At 58.7% G+C, this 16,032-nt stretch carries 14 protein-coding genes; 7 read left to right on the forward strand and 7 right to left on the reverse strand.

The window, feature by feature from the left end; genetic code table 11:
- Window positions 1-211: 211 nt before the first annotated feature.
- Window positions 212-1,333, reverse strand: a complete 1,122-nt coding sequence (locus ABIE16_RS10675) for a sugar diacid recognition domain-containing protein (RefSeq protein ID WP_429521096.1) — start codon at window positions 1,331-1,333, stop codon at window positions 212-214.
- A gap of 170 nt (window positions 1,334-1,503) precedes the next feature.
- On the opposite strand from ABIE16_RS10675, the gene ABIE16_RS10680 reads away from it, so the two are divergent.
- The 3 genes from ABIE16_RS10680 to rarD all read left to right on the forward strand — a co-directional run bounded on the left by ABIE16_RS10680 (window position 1,504) and on the right by rarD (window position 5,092).
- Window positions 1,504-2,814, forward strand: coding sequence for an MFS transporter (locus ABIE16_RS10680; RefSeq protein WP_218498150.1), 1,311 nt, complete (start codon window positions 1,504-1,506; stop codon window positions 2,812-2,814).
- Window positions 2,815-3,002: 188 nt separating this feature from the next.
- Window positions 3,003-4,010, forward strand: a complete 1,008-nt coding sequence (locus ABIE16_RS10685; protein WP_429521097.1) for an aldo/keto reductase — start codon at window positions 3,003-3,005, stop codon at window positions 4,008-4,010.
- A gap of 200 nt (window positions 4,011-4,210) precedes the next feature.
- The gene (gene rarD / locus ABIE16_RS10690; protein WP_429521098.1) at window positions 4,211-5,092 is read left to right on the forward strand and encodes an EamA family transporter RarD; all 882 of its coding nucleotides are present in this window, start codon (window positions 4,211-4,213) and stop codon (window positions 5,090-5,092) included.
- Between the two features lie 126 nt (window positions 5,093-5,218).
- Here the strand turns inward: rarD and hppD are convergent, their stop codons facing one another.
- Together hppD and ABIE16_RS10700 are read right to left on the reverse strand one after the other, a co-directional pair.
- Window positions 5,219-6,295, reverse strand: a complete 1,077-nt coding sequence (gene hppD, locus ABIE16_RS10695) for a 4-hydroxyphenylpyruvate dioxygenase (protein ID WP_057714671.1) — start codon at window positions 6,293-6,295, stop codon at window positions 5,219-5,221.
- Window positions 6,296-6,546: 251 nt separating this feature from the next.
- Window positions 6,547-7,491 carry a DMT family transporter gene (locus ABIE16_RS10700; RefSeq protein WP_429521099.1) on the reverse strand — a complete coding sequence of 315 codons (945 nt, stop codon included), beginning with the start codon at window positions 7,489-7,491 and terminating at the stop codon, window positions 6,547-6,549.
- Between the two features lie 77 nt (window positions 7,492-7,568).
- Here ABIE16_RS10700 and ABIE16_RS10705 point away from each other — a divergent pair, with 77 nt between their 5' ends.
- The 3 genes from ABIE16_RS10705 to ABIE16_RS10715 all read left to right on the forward strand — a co-directional run bounded on the left by ABIE16_RS10705 (window position 7,569) and on the right by ABIE16_RS10715 (window position 10,686).
- Window positions 7,569-8,441 (forward strand): LysR family transcriptional regulator, encoded by an 873-nt coding sequence (locus ABIE16_RS10705; protein ID WP_429521100.1) that lies wholly within the window; start codon window positions 7,569-7,571, stop codon window positions 8,439-8,441.
- A 112-nt stretch (window positions 8,442-8,553) separates the two neighbouring features.
- Window positions 8,554-10,086, forward strand: coding sequence for an EAL domain-containing protein (locus tag ABIE16_RS10710; RefSeq protein WP_340312074.1), 1,533 nt, complete (start codon window positions 8,554-8,556; stop codon window positions 10,084-10,086).
- Window positions 10,087-10,320: 234 nt separating this feature from the next.
- Window positions 10,321-10,686, forward strand: coding sequence for a histone-like nucleoid-structuring protein, MvaT/MvaU family (locus ABIE16_RS10715; protein ID WP_008051761.1), 366 nt, complete (start codon window positions 10,321-10,323; stop codon window positions 10,684-10,686).
- Window positions 10,687-10,848: 162 nt separating this feature from the next.
- Here ABIE16_RS10715 and ABIE16_RS10720 read toward each other — a convergent pair whose 3' ends face one another.
- Complete coding sequence (locus ABIE16_RS10720; protein ID WP_429521168.1) at window positions 10,849-11,367, reverse strand: DUF4946 domain-containing protein; 519 nt, start codon at window positions 11,365-11,367, stop codon at window positions 10,849-10,851.
- Between the two features lie 144 nt (window positions 11,368-11,511).
- Between ABIE16_RS10720 and gloA the strand changes: the two genes are divergently transcribed.
- Window positions 11,512-12,033, forward strand: a complete 522-nt coding sequence (gene gloA / locus ABIE16_RS10725) for a lactoylglutathione lyase (RefSeq protein ID WP_057714666.1) — start codon at window positions 11,512-11,514, stop codon at window positions 12,031-12,033.
- A 491-nt stretch (window positions 12,034-12,524) separates the two neighbouring features.
- Here gloA and ahpF read toward each other — a convergent pair whose 3' ends face one another.
- The 3 genes from ahpF to ABIE16_RS10740 all read right to left on the reverse strand — a co-directional run bounded on the left by ahpF (window position 12,525) and on the right by ABIE16_RS10740 (window position 15,867).
- Entirely contained in the window at window positions 12,525-14,087 is a 1,563-nt protein-coding gene (ahpF, locus tag ABIE16_RS10730) for an alkyl hydroperoxide reductase subunit F (RefSeq protein ID WP_429521101.1), read from the reverse strand.
- 139 nt (window positions 14,088-14,226) lie between these two features.
- A complete protein-coding gene (ahpC, locus tag ABIE16_RS10735; protein WP_007975937.1) occupies window positions 14,227-14,790 on the reverse strand; it encodes an alkyl hydroperoxide reductase subunit C in 564 nt (187 codons plus the stop codon).
- A gap of 138 nt (window positions 14,791-14,928) precedes the next feature.
- Window positions 14,929-15,867: a site-specific integrase gene (locus ABIE16_RS10740; protein ID WP_429521102.1), complete on the reverse strand. Its 939-nt coding sequence runs from the start codon at window positions 15,865-15,867 to the stop codon at window positions 14,929-14,931.
- Window positions 15,868-16,032: the final 165 nt, after the last annotated feature.

Consider the following 16,032-nt stretch of genomic DNA (forward strand, 5'->3'; position numbering starts at 1 on the left):
CAATAACGCCGGGCCGCTGCACAAGCGGTGTTGAGGATTATTGTTCATTTCCACAAAACCCGGCGGGAGCGGCATCGTCCACAAATCTGTGCACCACCACAAATAACTGTGGGAGCGAGCTTGCTCGCGATGGCGGCGCATCAGTCAGCATTAATGCCGCTGACACACCGCTATCGCGAGCAAGCTCGCTCCCACAGGGCAATTGCGTGATTCATGGATGGGCGTCTGACTCGGGCAGCAGTTGCACCCCCAGATACAACGCGAGCATGCCGTCCAGTCGCAATGGATCAACCCCACTCAGCTCGGCAATCCGCTCCATGCGATACCGCAGGCTGTTGCGATGGATGCCCAGTGCATCGGCGCAGGCCTGGCTCTGGCCGTCGTGTTCGCACCAACTGCGCAGGGTGGCCAACAACTGGCCGTTGCTGTCTTTGGCAATGACCTTGCGCAGCGGATTGAGCAATTCGTCGAGGGCGTCGTCGTTGCGGTGGCGCCAGAGCATCACCGGCAGCCGATAGCGGTTGAGCGTCAGCAATCGGGAGCGCGGCAGCACTTCGCGCCCGTAGGCCAGCAAGTCACCGACCCGGCGATAGCAGCGACGCAATCCGGAAAGTCCATCGGCCTGCCCACCCACGGCAATGCGCAGGATGTTCCAGCCCAGGCCGTCGAGCTTGTCCAGCAAGCGCTCGTTCTCGACCGTCTGGCTGGCCGGTCGGCACCAGAGCAATGAGGTTTTGGCCGAACTCACGCACCAACTGTCCGGATGACGGCTCGTCAACCAGGCACTCAGTGCCTCGACGGTTTGTCCTGGTGCGTGCTCCAGGCCCAGTTCGAACAAGTACGGCACACGAGTCATTTGTGGTTTGAGGCCCAACTGCTGCGCTTCATCGACCAGTCGTGGAGAATCCCCGGCTTCGCTCAGAAGCAGCGCCAGCAAGTCATCGCAGCGCTGGCGCCGCCATTGCTGTTCGGCCTGCTGGTTGCGTTGGCCCACCAGCATTTCGGCGGTCATGCGCACCAGCTCGGCGTAGGTGCGCAGTTGCTCGGGTTCGCCGGTGATGCCCAGCACGCCAATCAGGCGCTGGTCGAGCATCAATGGCAGGTTGATCCCCGGTTGTACGCCCTTGAGGTGAATCGCCGTCTGCGCATCGATCTCCACCACCCGGCCATTGGCCAATACCAGTTGCGCGCCCTCATGCCGGGTATTGACCCGCTCCGGTTCGCCGCTGCCCAGGATCAAACCCTGGCTGTCCATGACGTTGACGTTGTACGGCAGGATAGCCATCGCCCGGTCGACGATGTCCTGGGCCAGGTCGTGATCGAGTTCGAACATAGCGGGGATCCTTGAAGACAGTGATGGAACGGGTTGTTCACCCGCACAGGCCTTGGTTGCAAACCCTGTGCTCAGGCACAAAGACAGCCACCCTGAGGGTGGTCGAGACTCTCTGGGCGATCAACGTTACCCTTTGCATCGCAAAAAATCATAATAAAGAGAGAGCCGCCATGACACAGAGCGCCGTAGCGTCCCAGGCCATCGCTGACGACAAAAACGCCGTCTACAAGCGCATCACCCTGCGTTTGATCCCCTTCATTTTCATCTGCTACCTGTTCAACTACCTCGACCGGGTAAACGTTGGATTTGCCAAACTGCAAATGCTCGACGCGCTGAAGTTCAGCGAAACCGTGTACGGCCTCGGCGCCGGCATCTTCTTTATCGGTTACGTGCTGTGCGGCGTGCCAAGCAACCTGGCCCTGACCAAATTCGGCCCGCGGCGCTGGATTGCGCTGATGATGATTGCCTGGGGCACCCTGTCGACCTGCCTGCTGTTCGTCACCACGCCGACCGAGTTCTATACCCTGCGCCTGTTCACCGGCGCGGCCGAAGCCGGGTTCTTCCCGGGCGTGGTGCTGTACCTCTCGCAGTGGTTCCCGACCTTCCGCCGTGGCCGCATCATGGCCTTGTTCATGTCGGCGATCCCGGTGTCGGGCCTGCTCGGCAGCCCGTTCTCCGGGTGGATTCTCAACCACTTCGCCGCCGGCCAGGGCGGTCTCGCCGGCTGGCAGTGGATGTTCCTGCTGCAAGGCATTCCCACCGTCATCCTGGGTGCGCTGGCTTACTTCCTGCTCAGCGACAGCTACGCCAATGCCAAGTGGCTGACTCCGTTTGAGCGTTCGGTGCTGGAAGCCGACCACGCCGAAGATCTGGCGAACAAGCCGAAAACCACGACCGATTCGCTGCTGGCGGTGTTCAAGAACCCGGCGATCTGGGCTTTCGGCCTGATCTATTTCTGCATCCAGAGTGGCGTCTATGCGATCAACTTCTGGCTGCCGTCGATCATCAAGAACCTGGGCTTCAGCGATAACCTGGTGATCGGCTGGTTGAGCGCGATTCCGTATCTGCTCGCCGCCGTATTCATGCTGATGGTCGGTCGTTCAGCCGACCTGCGCAAAGAACGCCGCTGGCATTTGGTGGTGCCGATGCTGATGGGGGCGCTGGGGCTGCTGATCGCGGTGAATTTCGCCGCCAACCCGGCCATCGCGATTCTTGGTCTGACCATCGCCACCATGGGCGCCCTCACCGGCCTGCCGATGTTCTGGCCGGTGCCGACCTCTCTGCTCAGTGCGGGCGCTGCCGCCGGTGGCCTGGCGCTGATCAACTCGATGGGGCAGATGGCCGGTTTCCTCAGCCCGTACCTGGTGGGTTGGGTCAAGGACAGCACCGGCTCGACCGATGCGGCGCTGTACCTGCTGGCGGGTGTGATTGTCTGCGGCAGTTTACTGGCGTTGCGCATGACCCGAACCTTGCGCACCTGATCAACACAAATCCCCTGTGGGAGCGAGCTTGCTCGCGAAGGAGTGTCAGACACGCCCATGTAGCTGACACTCCATCGCGAGCAAGCTCGCTCCTACAGTTGGTTTGTGTGTGTTTGAGATTTGCGTTTGCTCCCGGCATTGGTTCTGGTATCTGATTGAGCCTTTCCCACTGGTAAAAGGATTTGCTCATGAGCTACCGCACGCTGGGTCATTCGGGTCTGCAGGTGTCCACCCTGACCCTGGGCACCATGATGTTCGGCGAACAGACCAGCACCGAAGATTCCCTGCGGATCATCGACAAGGCCTGGGACCAGGGTATCAATTTCATCGACACCGCCGACGTCTACACCAACGGCCGTTCCGAGGAAATCGTCGGTGAGGCCATCGCCAGCCGCCGCCATGAATGGGTGCTGGCCACCAAGGTCGGCTTCGGTCCCGTGGACGGCGTTCCCAACCGCAGCGGTCTGAGCCGCAAGCACCTGTTCAACGGCATCGATGCCAGCCTGACGCGCCTGGGCACCGACTATCTCGACATCTATTACCTGCACCGCGAAGACCACAATACGCCGCTGGAGGTCACGGTATCGGCCATCGGTGACTTGATCCGCCAAGGGAAAATCCGTTACTGGGGCCTGTCCAACTACCGTGGCTGGCGCATCGCCGAAGTCATTCGCGTCGCCGACAAACTGAGCGTTGACCGGCCGGTGATCAGCCAGCCGCTGTACAACATCGTCAACCGCCAGGCAGAAACCGAGCAGTTCACAGCGGCTCAAAGCTACGGCCTTGGCGTGGTGCCCTACAGCCCGCTGGCGCGCGGGGTGCTCAGCGGCAAATACGCACCGGATGTGAAACCTGATGCCAACAGTCGTGCCGGACGCCAGGACAAACGCATCCTGGAAACCGAATGGCGCGTCGAATCCCTGCGCATCGCCCAGCAAATCCAGCAATACACTCAGGAACGCGGCGTCGGCATCGTCGAGTTCGCGATCGCCTGGGTGCTGAACAACAGCGCCGTGACCTCGGCCATTGTCGGGCCGCGTACCGAAGCGCAGTGGGACGCCTACACTAAGGCGCAGGCAGTGAAGATCACGGCAGAGGATGAGGCGTTCATCGATTCGCTGGTGACACCGGGGCATGCGTCGACACCGGGGTTCAATGATGTGAGCCACTTTGTGTCCGGCCGCAGATCGCTTTAAACCACTGTAGGAGCGAGCTTGCTCACGATGGTGGTCAACGATAACGCGGGGAGCCTGCCTGCCCGCGGTGTCTGGTCGTTCATCGCGAACAGGCTCGCTCCTACAGGGGATGTTGGAAATATTGATCATCCGGACAATATTCAGCACAAAAACCACGTATCCTCCGCCCCCCGTTTCACCTTCTACCTCGCGAGGACAGCTTGTCTAAAGGTATCGCTCTATCGGTTTCAGCCTCGGTGCTGTTTGCCGTCATGTACTACTACACATCGCTGCTCAGCCCCTTGAGCGGCGTGGAAATCTTCGGTTGGCGCATGCTGCTGACCGTCCCGTGCATGACCGTGTTCATGGTGGTGTCCGGGGAGTGGAAGCGCGTGCTGGAGATCGTTCGGCGCGCCATGGCCAATCCGAAACTGATGGGCGCGCTGATCGCCTCCTCTGCCCTGCTCGGCGTGCAATTGTGGCTGTTCATGTGGGCACCGTTGAACGGCTACAGCCTCGACGTATCACTCGGCTATTTCCTGCTGCCGCTGACCATGGTCTTGACCGGTCGCCTGGCCTACGGCGAAAGCCTGTCCTATCTGCAAAAAGTCGCGGTGGTGTTCGCCTGCCTCGGGGTGGTCAACGAGGTGTATCAGGTCGGTGGTTTTTCCTGGGCGACCTTGCTGGTCTGCGTGGGTTATCCGGCCTACTTCGTCCTGCGCAAACGACTGGCGGCGGACAATCTCGGTGGCTTGTGGCTGGACATGGCGTTGACGCTGCCGGTGGCGATCTGGTTCGTCCAGAGCGGCGCGCAAGGTTTTGGTGTGTTTGAACAGCATCCATGGTTATCGCTGTTGATCCCGATGCTCGGCGTGATCAGCGCATCGGCATTGGTGGTCTACATCATTGCCAGCCGCCTGCTGCCGTTCAGCCTGTTCGGCTTGTTGAGCTATGTCGAACCGGTGTTGCTGCTGGGCGTGGCGTTGCTGCTGGGAGAAAGCATCAAGGCCGGGGAATGGCTGACCTACATCCCGATCTGGATGGCCGTGCTGGTGCTGGTGTTTGAAGGGTTCAAGCATCTGGTCCGGCAGCGCAGACCTTAAGCACACGCAAAACAAAATGTGGGAGCGGGCTTGCTCGCGAATGCGGTGTGTCAGTCACTATTCAAGTAGCCTGATACGACGCCTTCGCGAGCAAGCCCGCTCCCACAGTTTTATCGGTGTAACGGATTAGTCAGTGGAGAGAACACCACGACGCACCTGGTCACGCTCGATGGATTCGAACAGCGCCTTGAAGTTGCCTTCGCCGAAACCGTCGTCGCCCTTGCGCTGGATGAACTCGAAGAACACCGGCCCCATCAGGGTTTCCGAGAAGATCTGCAGCAGCAGACGCTTGTCGCCCGACTCGGACGAACCGTCCAGCAAAATGCCCCGCGCCTGCAGTTGGTCCACCGGCTCGCCGTGGTTCGGCAAACGGCCTTCGAGCATTTCGTAGTAGGTCTCCGGCGGCGCGGTCATGAAGCGCATGCCGATGCTTTTCAGGTGGTCCCAGGTCTTGATCAGGTCATCGGACAGGAACGCAACGTGCTGGATGCCCTCGCCGTTGAACTGCATCAGGAACTCTTCGATCTGCCCGGCGCCCTTGGACGACTCTTCGTTCAGCGGGATGCGGATCATGCCATCGGGTGCGGTCATGGCCTTGGAGGTCAGGCCGGTGTATTCGCCCTTGATGTCGAAGTAGCGGATTTCACGGAAGTTGAACAGCTTCTCGTAGAAGTTGGCCCAGTAGGCCATGCGACCGCGATACACGTTGTGGGTCAGGTGATCGATGATCTTCAAGCCGGCACCGACCGGATGGCGGTCGACGCCTTCGATGAACACGAAGTCGATGTCATAGATCGAGCTGCCTTCGCCGAAACGATCGATCAGGTACAGCGGTGCGCCGCCGATGCCTTTGATCGCCGGCAGGTTCAGTTCCATCGGGCCGGTTTCGATGTGGATCGGCTGGGCGCCGAGTTCCAGGGCACGCTTGTAGGCTTTTTGCGAATCCTTGACGCGAAACGCCATGCCGCACACCGACGGACCATGCTCGGCCGCGAAATACGAAGCCACGCTGTGGGGTTCGTTGTTGAGGATCAGGTTGATCGCGCCCTGGCGATACAGGTGCACGTCCTTGGAACGGTGGGTCGCCACCTTGGTGAAGCCCATGATCTCGAAGATCGGCTCCAGGGTGTTCGGGGTCGGCGATGCGAGCTCGATGAATTCAAAGCCCATCAGGCCCATTGGGTTTTCGTATAAATCTGCCATGGTCGGCGCCTCATCATTTTTTTATCAATTAACAAAGGTTAGTTGTAAGCAATGCTGAGACCGGTGGGTGGCGCACAGGAGATGCCCCGCACACTGCGGGCGAGAAAGTCACCGTAGATCAGTTGAAACCCGAATATCTTCATTTTCGACCCAAGGCTCTTGCGGGCGAGGCTTCTGCTGCCAGAAGACGATTATTATTGTATGCGTAACCCGATTCTACACAGCGTAAATCAGTTTGTCCGCCTTCTGTATCAAATCCCCTTTTTCCATGCCTGCGCAAGGGGTTTGTTGCAGAGGAAAATCCCCGCCAGTATCAGCCCGCCACCCAGGCACATGGCCAGCGTCAGCGGCTCATCCAGCAGCAGTGCGCCAAGGATCACCGCCGTCAACGGGTTCAAGGCAATGAACACCCCGGAACGGGTCGCGCCGATTTTGCGAATACCGTCGTAGTAGCCGATGTACGCCAGCGCCGACCCCAGCACGCCCAGGTACAAAAGGCTCAACCATTGCTGCGCACCCAGCTGGGCGATCGCGGCGACACTCACCTCGCCGCGCGCGATGCAGGTCATCCAGAGCATGACGGTGCCCAGCAGGATCGAATAGGTCACCGTTTGCACCGGGCCCAGGGTGTGATTCAGCTCTTTGGAGAACAGCGAGTAGACACCCCAGCCGAGGACGCAGCCGAAAATCAGCAAATCGCCGAGCCAGACATCGGCACCGCCGGCCAGTAGTTGCGGGTCGCGACTGACGATCACCATGCTCGCGCCCGCCACGCAGATCGCAATGCCGACGACTTTCGCCCGATTCAAACGCTCCTTGAACAGCAGCCAGGAAGCCAGGCCGATCACCGCCGGATTCAGCGCCACGATCAAGGATGCCCGTGAAGCGTTGATGTAATGCAGGCCATAAAAGAAGCACAGGTTGTAAAAAAATATCCCGAAAAAGCCAAGCAATGACAATTGCAGCCATTGCCGGGGGCTGGGCCGGACCAGCGGTGTGCGTGCCATGCGTATAAACAGCAGCAAGGCCACGCTGGCCAGCAGAAACCGCAGGCTGGCAGCCAGTAGCGGGCTGAGGTCAGCGGCCAGATAGCGTCCGGCAACGAAGGTGCCACCCCACACCATGGTGACCGCCGCCAGTTTCAGATACACCGGAAGATCCGATGGTTTTGACAGGCTTTGCTCGCAGATCGTCATAGATTCCAGGACCGGATGTCGGATAGATGCCGTATCATTCGGTTAATACCCAGTCATCGTAAAATGAGCAAACACTCATGACCCTCACTCAACTGGAGATTTTCTCCCTCGTGGCCGAACTCCACGGCTTCACGGCAGCGGCCAATCGCCTGGGTATTTCCCAATCGGCGGTGTCCCATGCCTTGAAGTCCCTGGAGTTGGAGTTGGGTGTCGAACTGCTGCGCCGGCATCAAACCCAGGTCGAACTGAGCGACATTGGCCAGCAGTTGTTGCTGCGCGCCCGGGCGATGCTCGGCCTGGCCAACACCCTGCGCCAGGAAGCGGCCGATGCCAGGGGCATGAAACGCGGCACGCTGCGAATCGGCTCCTTCGGCCCGACTTCATCGATCAAATTGCTGCCGTTGATTCTGCAGCAGTACCGCGCCGCCCATCCCGGCATCGAGGTGCATATCGACGAAGGCCCCGACCGTCAGGTACTCCAGTGGCTGGAGGAACGGCGGATCGACATTGGCTTTGTGGTATTGCCCGAGGAGCGTTTCGACACGGTCGCGCTGATCGAAGACCAGATGGTCGCGCTGCTGCCCGCCGACCATCCGCTGGCGGCTCACGACAGCCTGAGCCTGAAGGATCTGTGCGACTTCCCGTTAGTGCTGACCGAGGCCGGTTCTTCGGAGCTGGTTTCACGTCTGTTCACAGTGGCCCGACTGACGCCCAATATCCGTTATCGCTGCTCGCAGTTGATCAGCACCCTGGATGTCGTCGCTCGTGGCGACGGGGTGACGGTGGTTGCCGAAGGTTCATTGCCTAATCAGATTGACCGCCGCTGCGTGAAAAAACCTCTGTCGCCGGCGGTGTTGCGCCAGGTCGGCCTGGCGGTGCTCGATCGACGCCAGGCATCACCCGCGACGCTGGCCTTTATCAGGCTGGCCGAAAGCCTTGATTTGCGTTGAGCGGCATAACCGCCAACGGCCAACTATCATGGCCCATACCCGAACTCTTCATGGGAGGCGTTTTGCCCCGCCATCAATTGAGAGCCTTACATCTTCGTGACAGGACTCGCGAATGCCGCTGAAAGCCAAAACCCGCAGTCGCAGCACAAGAATTGCCGTCACTCTGATCAGTGGTTTGCTCCCGGTGCTGCTGGGTGCCGCCATTCTTTACATGCAAGCAGGGCGTGCGCTCAAACAAGACGCCGAACAAACCGCCGAAGAAGCGATTCGTCAGTTCGACCTGATGCTCGACAACAACGCCCAGGCTGCTCGTGAATTGCTGCCGCTGGCAGGCCAGAGTTGCGGTGAAGTCACACTGGCGCTGCGCGAGCAGGTCACTCGCCGCCCCTTCGTGCGTTCAACCAATCTGGTGTGGGACAACAACCTCTATTGCAGCTCTCTGTTCGGCGACTACCAGGAGAAGGTCAACCCCGGTGACTACACCCAGGGCGCCTTATGGCTCTTGAGCGGCAATCCGGTAACGCCCAACACCGCCGTGCTGGTGTACCGGGTGAGCGAAGGAAAAAAAGGCGCACTGTCGACCCTCGATGGTTATCACTTGATTAATACCCTGCGCCTGATCGGTCGCAATACCTTGCTGGTGCTGCAAGTTGGCCCGGACTGGATATCCGCCGATGGCAAGGTTCATACCGGCACTGCGCCTGACCTGCCCGTTGCGCAAAGTCACTTGACCTCCGGGCACTATGCTTTTGCCGTGGAAGCCGGTTTTCCCAAAGGCGAAATCTGGCGATACATACGCAGCGAATATCCGCCGCTGCTCAGTCTGCTGATTTTCTTCGGTGTGATTGCCGGGGCTATTGGTCACGTCCTGCAAAAGCGCTCCTCGGCACCTACCCAGGAAATGCAGCGGGCACTGGAAGCTTCAGAGTTCATTCCGTATTTCCAGCCCGTGGTGCATGGCGACAGTAAAAGCTGGTCCGGCGCTGAAGTGCTGATGCGCTGGCAACACCCAAAGGAAGGCCTGGTGCGTCCGGATCTGTTCATTCCGTTTGCCGAGCACTCCGGGCTGATCGTGCCGATGACCCGCTCACTGATGCGACAAACCGCCGCCCTGCTCGCACCGCAATCGGCCAGCTTCAACAAGCCGTTTCACATTGGCATCAACATCACCGCCAGCCATTGCCAGGACCTGGAACTGGTCAAGGATTGCCGCGAGTTTCTCGATGCGTTCGAGCCAGGCTCGATCCATCTGGTACTGGAACTGACCGAACGTGAATTGATCGAGCCCACGGCCATCACCCTGCAACTGTTCGAACAACTTCGCGAACTGGGCGTGAAAATCGCCATCGACGACTTCGGCACCGGCCATTCAAGCCTTGGCTACCTGCGGCAGTTCAATGTCGATTTTCTGAAAATCGACCAGAGTTTTGTCGCCATGATCGGCATCGACACACTGTCGAGCCACATCCTCGACAGCATCATCGAACTGGCGGTCAAACTCGACCTTGCCCTGGTGGCCGAAGGTGTCGAAACCCGCGAACAGAGTGATTACCTGAGCGTTCACCAGGTCAACTTTCTGCAAGGTTATCTGTTCGGCAAACCCATGCCCGGCGCGGAATTCATTAGTGCATTAAGCGACCATTAACTCGCGAATTCAATCGCCAAAACAAACGATTAGCCGCACCAATTTGAATCAAAACACTTCTGACGTTACATGAAGAAAAAGACAGGATTTACTCTTGGCCAATTAACTACTACAATTTTTGATGCCTGCGCTAAATTGGCAGGTGAGCCACTATCACCGAGTCGCTTCAAGGCTCTTGGCTTATAGCTTTGTTTGCGGTTGGCATCAACCAAACACACTATTGGAGTAAAGATATTGTCCAGACTCGCTGAATTTCGTGCAGCCGAAAAGGCCCTTCAAGAACAGCTCAAGCAGTTGGAATCCCTGAAGAACGATGCCGGGCTCAAGAAAGAAATCGAATTCGAAGAGAAGCTCCAGGGCTTGATGAAAACCTATGGCAAGAGCCTGCGCGACATCATCGCCATTCTCGATCCTAACCCGGCAAAATCCGGCCTGCTGCAGGCAGCCGCCCCTAAAACCCGCCGCGCCCGTGTGGTCAAGGTTTATCAGAACCCGCACACCGGCGAGCTGATTGAAACCAAGGGCGGCAACCACCGCGGCCTGAAAGCCTGGAAAGAACAGTACGGTGCAGCCACCGTTGATTCCTGGTTGCGCGGCTAACTCTCGCGGCGACAAAAAAGCCCTGCTTATGCAGGGCTTTTTCATGGGCTATCTAAATGCCCGGGGCCGGCACCCGACAATTACTAACTGCCATCAACTTTGTGCTTAATCCATTTGGATATCTAAAATATTTTTCATGCATCGAAAAAGCACTGCCGCTTACTAAAGTTTCAAGCTGTTACGGGCAGCGTCTATTTCATCCCGGCTCGCCTTATAAGCCTCGGCCTGCCCTGCGTAGGAAAGAACATAGGCCTTATCGGCGTCCACCGCGGCCACCAATGTTTGAGAAAGCACATGCCTGCCGTTTTGCGTGATGGTGCAGGCTGTTTCCAGCGCGGCCAATCGACTCAACGTAGTCGAATGAATGCGCGTGCAGACACTTTGATATCCGCCCTGAAAGAAGTCTTTTTGAACCGACTTGCGCATCTCCAGCAGTACGCCTTCGAGGTTTACCTGGTGACCGCTTTGCACCGGGCTCATGGTCAGTTCCATCACCATGAGCGGCGATCCATCCTGATCATTTTTCACCGCCCGCTGGCGACTGACCCCCGACGCCGATTCAGGCACGTCTTCGACCTGCCAGCCTTGCGGCCAGGTCACCACTGGCGCATCGGCGCGAGCAGCGCCAGCCAGCGAAAGCACGCTTAGCAGGATGAACAGCACGTTACGGAATCGAATCATTGCAATGGGCACTCAAGGTTCAAGCCGTAAAGTCTGGGCCCAGGCCGGCTGTCAGGCAATAGCCGACTGTTTGGGTTTGGTGATGTCCGAACCCTTGCGTATCATTGTCTCCATTCGTTAGCCCACATATTTTCCGGAGGGCCCATGAGCCTGCACGAATTGAACACCTTCCCCGGCGTTACCGCCCAACCGGACGCCGCTACACAGAAATTTGTCTTCAACCACACCATGCTGCGGGTCAAGGACATCACCAAGTCCCTGGATTTCTACACACGCATCCTGGGTTTTACCCTGGTGGAAAAACGCGATTTCCCGGAAGCCGAGTTCAGCCTGTATTTCCTGGCGCTAGTGGACAAGAACCAGATCCCGGCCGACGCCACCGCGCGCACCGAGTGGATGAAATCGATCCCAGGCATCCTGGAGCTGACCCACAACCACGGCACCGAGAACGATGCGGATTTCGCCTACCACAATGGCAACACCGACCCGCGCGGTTTTGGCCACATCTGCATCTCGGTGCCGGACATCGTCGCCGCCTGCGAGCGCTTTGAAGCACTGGGCTGCGATTTCCAGAAACGCTTGAGCGATGGCCGCATGAAGAGCCTGGCGTTCATCAAGGATCCGGACGCCTATTGGGTAGAGATCATTCAGCCAGCACCGCTGTAACCCGCACAACAAATCCAACATTTGGAATGTGTGGAACACAAAACCCCATGATCAATCATGGGGTTTTGTGTTTTCAGAGCCGGCGCCGATACCCCTCTGTAGGAGCGAGCCTGCTCGCGATAAACCCGAGAACGCCGCGGGGCACCTGCCAACCAGCGTTATCGTTGACGACCATCGCGAGCGAGCTCGCTCCTACAGGGTTGTATATTTGCAGCGCCGGCGCCGATGCCCCTCTGTAGGAGCGAGCTTGCTCGCGATAAACCCGAGAACGCCGCGGGGCACCTGCCAACCAGCGTTATCGTTGACGATCATCGCGAGCGAGCTCGCTCCTACAGGGTTGTATATTGCAGCGCCGGCGCCGATACCCCTTTGTGGGAGCGAGCTTGCTAGCGATAAACCCGAGAACGCAGCGGGGCACCTGCCAGCCAGCGTTATCGTTGACGACCATCGCGAGCGAGTTCCTACAAGGTTTTTTGTTTTCAGCGTCCGATTTATGCCGGAGCCGAGGTCCGGATCAAGTGATCGAAAGCGCTCAGGGAAGCCTTGGCACCCTCGCCCACTGCGATCACGATCTGCTTGTACGGCACCGTGGTCACGTCACCGGCAGCGAACACACCCGGCACCGACGTTTCACCGCGAGCGTCGACGATGATCTCGCCACGGGGCGACAATTCGATGGTGCCTTTGAGCCAATCAGTGTTGGGCAACAGACCGATCTGCACAAAGATCCCTTCCAGTTCCACGCTGCGCAATTCGTCGCTCTGACGATCCTTGTAGCGCAGGCCGTTGACCTTCTGACCGTCACCGCTGACTTCAGTGGTTTGCGCACTGGTGATCACGGTGACGTTCGGCAGGCTGTGCAACTTGCGCTGCAATACCGCATCGGCACGTAACTGCACTTCGAACTCCAGCAGCGTGACATGGGACACGATACCGGCCAGGTCGATGGCCGCTTCGACGCCGGAGTTGCCGCCGCCAATCACCGCCACGCGCTTGCCCTTGAACAGCGGGCCGTCGCAATGCGGGCAGTACGCCACGCCCTTGTTGCGGTATTGCTGCTCACCGGGAACGTTCATTTCTCGCCACCGCGCACCGGTCGCCAGAATCACGGTCCTGGCCTTCAACGAGGCGCCGCTGGCGAAGTGAATCTGGTGCAGCTCGCCATTCTTGCCGGGTACCAGTTTGTCGGCACGCTGCAGGTTCATGATGTCCACGTCGTACTGCTTGACGTGTTCTTCCAGGGCCACGGCCAGTTTCGGGCCTTCGGTTTCCTGCACCGAGATAAAGTTCTCAATGGCCATGGTGTCCAGCACCTGCCCACCAAAACGTTCGGCCGCGACACCGGTGCGAATGCCTTTTCGGGCCGCGTAGATTGCCGCCGAAGCACCGGCCGGTCCACCGCCGACCACCAGCACGTCAAAGGCTTCTTTGGCGCTGATTTTCTCGGCCTGGCGTTCGATGCCGCTGGTGTCGATCTTGGCGAGGATTTCCTCCAGGCCCATGCGGCCCTGGCCGAAGTTCACACCGTTAAGGTAGATGCTGGGGACCGCCATGATCTGGCGCTCATCGACTTCAGCCTGGAACAGCGCGCCGTCGATGGCGACGTGGCGAATGTTCGGGTTCAGTACCGCCATCAGGTTCAGCGCCTGGACCACGTCCGGGCAGTTCTGACAGGACAGCGAGAAGTAAGTCTCGAAGTTGAACTCGCCTTTGAGCGACCGGATCTGTTCGATCACATCGACACTGGCCTTCGAAGGGTGGCCGCCGACTTGCAGCAAGGCCAGCACCAGCGAAGTGAATTCGTGGCCCATCGGGATGCCGGCGAAACGCAGGCTGATATCGGCACCCGGGCGATTGATCGAGAACGATGGCTTGCGTGCATCGTCACCGTTGTCGAGCAAAGTAATCTGGCTGGAAAGACTGGCAACGTCTTTCAACAGCTCTAGCATTTCCTGGGATTTCGCACCGTCGTCGAGGGAGGCAACGATCTCGATCGGCTGGGTGACCCGTTCCAGGTACGATTTCAACTGGGCTTTAAGATTGGCGTCCAACATACGGGCGATTTCCTTTTGACTGATTCATTTAGAGCGGGCATAAAAAAACGCCCGAGCGAATCTCGCCCGGGCGTTTTTATTGGGCGGTGCAGCTTACCGAGTAGGTGCGGAGTTCCGCCCTGATGGTGCGATCACAGACTTAGATCTTGCCGACCAGGTCCAGGGACGGCGCCAGAGTGGCCTCGCCTTCTTTCCACTTGGCTGGGCAAACCTGACCTGGGTGAGCAGCGACGTACTGGGCAGCCTTGATCTTGCGCAGCAGCTCGGAAGCGTCACGGCCTACACCGCCGTCGTTGAGTTCAACGATCTTGATCTGGCCTTCAGGGTTGATCACGAAGGTGCCACGGTCAGCCAGGCCTGCTTCTTCGATCAATACGTCGAAGTTGCGGGAGATCGCGTGGGTCGGATCGCCGATCATGGTGTACTGGATCTTGCCGATGGCTGGCGAAGTGTTGTGCCAGGCAGCGTGGGCGAAATGGGTGTCGGTGGAAACGCTGTAGATCTCGACGCCCAGTTTCTGGAACGCGTCGTAGTTGTCAGCCAGGTCTTCCAGCTCGGTCGGGCAGACGAAGGTGAAGTCGGCCGGGTAGAAGAACACCACGGACCACTTGCCTTTCAGGTCTGCGTCCGAGACTTTTACGAAGTCGCCATTTTTGAATGCGTCAGCTTTGAACGGTTTAACTTGGCTGTTGATGATAGGCATCGTTGACTCTCCGTCAGGGGTTAAGAAGTTGATGGAAAGAACTTTACCCACTCGACGAACGGAAGGCTCATTGGCAAACCTGATGCTGCTGATTGGCTTTCGCTATTAGCCAACTGTATTAATAGAAGAAAACGGTATCTAGGGTGAGACGGACTTTTCCGTGATACGCGCCATGCCGAGAAACGGACTGGCTTCGATGTAGCGCATGGCCGACTTCATGTCCTTCCAGCCCACATAGCTCATCAGCGACTTCAGATCCCAGCCACTTTGATGCGCCCAGGTGGCAAAGCCGCGACGCAAGGAATGACTGGTGTAAAGCTCACCGGCGATACCTGCTCGCGCCAACGCCTGACGCAATAACGGAATCACGCTGTTGGCGTGCAATCCCTCCTCGCCCAGATGCCCCCAGCGGTCGATGCCACGGAACACCGGCCCACGCACCAGTGCCGCCTCGGTAATCCAGTCGATATAAGCCTGCACCGGACACAAGCGTTGCAAGGCCGGTGTCTGATAGGTCTTGCCAAGGTTATCGCGATCACTTTTGCTACGCGGTAGATAGAGACTGATGCCGGAACCGGCGCTGGCCTGCACGTGTTCCACCTGAAGCCGGCACAACTCATCACTGCGAAAGCCACGCCAGAAGCCCAACAGGATCAGGGCCATGTCGCGCCTGGCCCGCAGCAAACCCGGTCGGTCGCCTGTGGCCCTGGCGGTCTGCACTTCTTGCTCCAGACAACTGACCACCTGTTCCAGGTGCTGAAGCTGTAAGGGTTCTGCCTGTTTTTCCTGGGCCGGGTGCAGCGCGCGAATGCCCTTGAAAACTTTGCGCACCACAGGCGCCTTGGTGGGGTCGGCAAAGCCCTGGCTGTTGTGCCACTGCGCCAATGCCGACAAACGCAATTTCAGCGTGTTGATCGACAACACGCCGGCATGAGCCACCAGGTAGCGCGCCACGCTGTCGCCGGTTGCCGGCAGAAAACCGCCCCACGTGACTTCGAAGTGCTCGATGGCCGCCCGATAGCTGCGACGGGTGTTGTCGCGAGTCGCGGCTTGCAGATAGCGATCCATATCGCTCATAGGAAATGAACCTGTTTTAACCGACTGTAGGAGCGAGCTCGCTCGCGATGGTCGTCAACGATAACGCTGACTGCCAGGTGCCCCGCGGCGTTCTCGGGTTTTTCGCGAGCAAGCTCGCTCCTACAAGGGTTGGTGTACGGAAACAGTGCGGGGAATACCTAGAAA

Source organism: Pseudomonas sp. 2725 (assembly GCF_050434585.1).
In the GTDB taxonomy this organism is placed as follows: domain Bacteria; phylum Pseudomonadota; class Gammaproteobacteria; order Pseudomonadales; family Pseudomonadaceae; genus Aquipseudomonas; species Aquipseudomonas jessenii.

Bases quoted from the DNA above. Each gene is read 5' to 3' on its own strand.
- ABIE16_RS10675 (WP_429521096.1), bottom strand. From the start codon at position 1,333: ATGTTCGAACTCGATCACGACCTGGCCCAGGACATCGTCGACCGGGCG.
- ABIE16_RS10680 (WP_218498150.1), top strand. From the start codon at position 1,504: ATGACACAGAGCGCCGTAGCGTCCCAGGCCATCGCTGACGACAAAAAC.
- ABIE16_RS10685 (WP_429521097.1), top strand. From the start codon at position 3,003: ATGAGCTACCGCACGCTGGGTCATTCGGGTCTGCAGGTGTCCACCCTG.
- hppD (WP_057714671.1), bottom strand. From the start codon at position 6,295: ATGGCAGATTTATACGAAAACCCAATGGGCCTGATGGGCTTTGAATTC.
- ABIE16_RS10700 (WP_429521099.1), bottom strand. From the start codon at position 7,491: ATGACGATCTGCGAGCAAAGCCTGTCAAAACCATCGGATCTTCCGGTG.
- ABIE16_RS10705 (WP_429521100.1), top strand. From the start codon at position 7,569: ATGACCCTCACTCAACTGGAGATTTTCTCCCTCGTGGCCGAACTCCAC.
- ABIE16_RS10710 (WP_340312074.1), top strand. From the start codon at position 8,554: ATGCCGCTGAAAGCCAAAACCCGCAGTCGCAGCACAAGAATTGCCGTC.
- ABIE16_RS10720 (WP_429521168.1), bottom strand. From the start codon at position 11,367: ATGATTCGATTCCGTAACGTGCTGTTCATCCTGCTAAGCGTGCTTTCG.
- gloA (WP_057714666.1), top strand. From the start codon at position 11,512: ATGAGCCTGCACGAATTGAACACCTTCCCCGGCGTTACCGCCCAACCG.
- ahpF (WP_429521101.1), bottom strand. From the start codon at position 14,087: ATGTTGGACGCCAATCTTAAAGCCCAGTTGAAATCGTACCTGGAACGG.
- ahpC (WP_007975937.1), bottom strand. From the start codon at position 14,790: ATGCCTATCATCAACAGCCAAGTTAAACCGTTCAAAGCTGACGCATTC.
- ABIE16_RS10740 (WP_429521102.1), bottom strand. From the start codon at position 15,867: ATGAGCGATATGGATCGCTATCTGCAAGCCGCGACTCGCGACAACACC.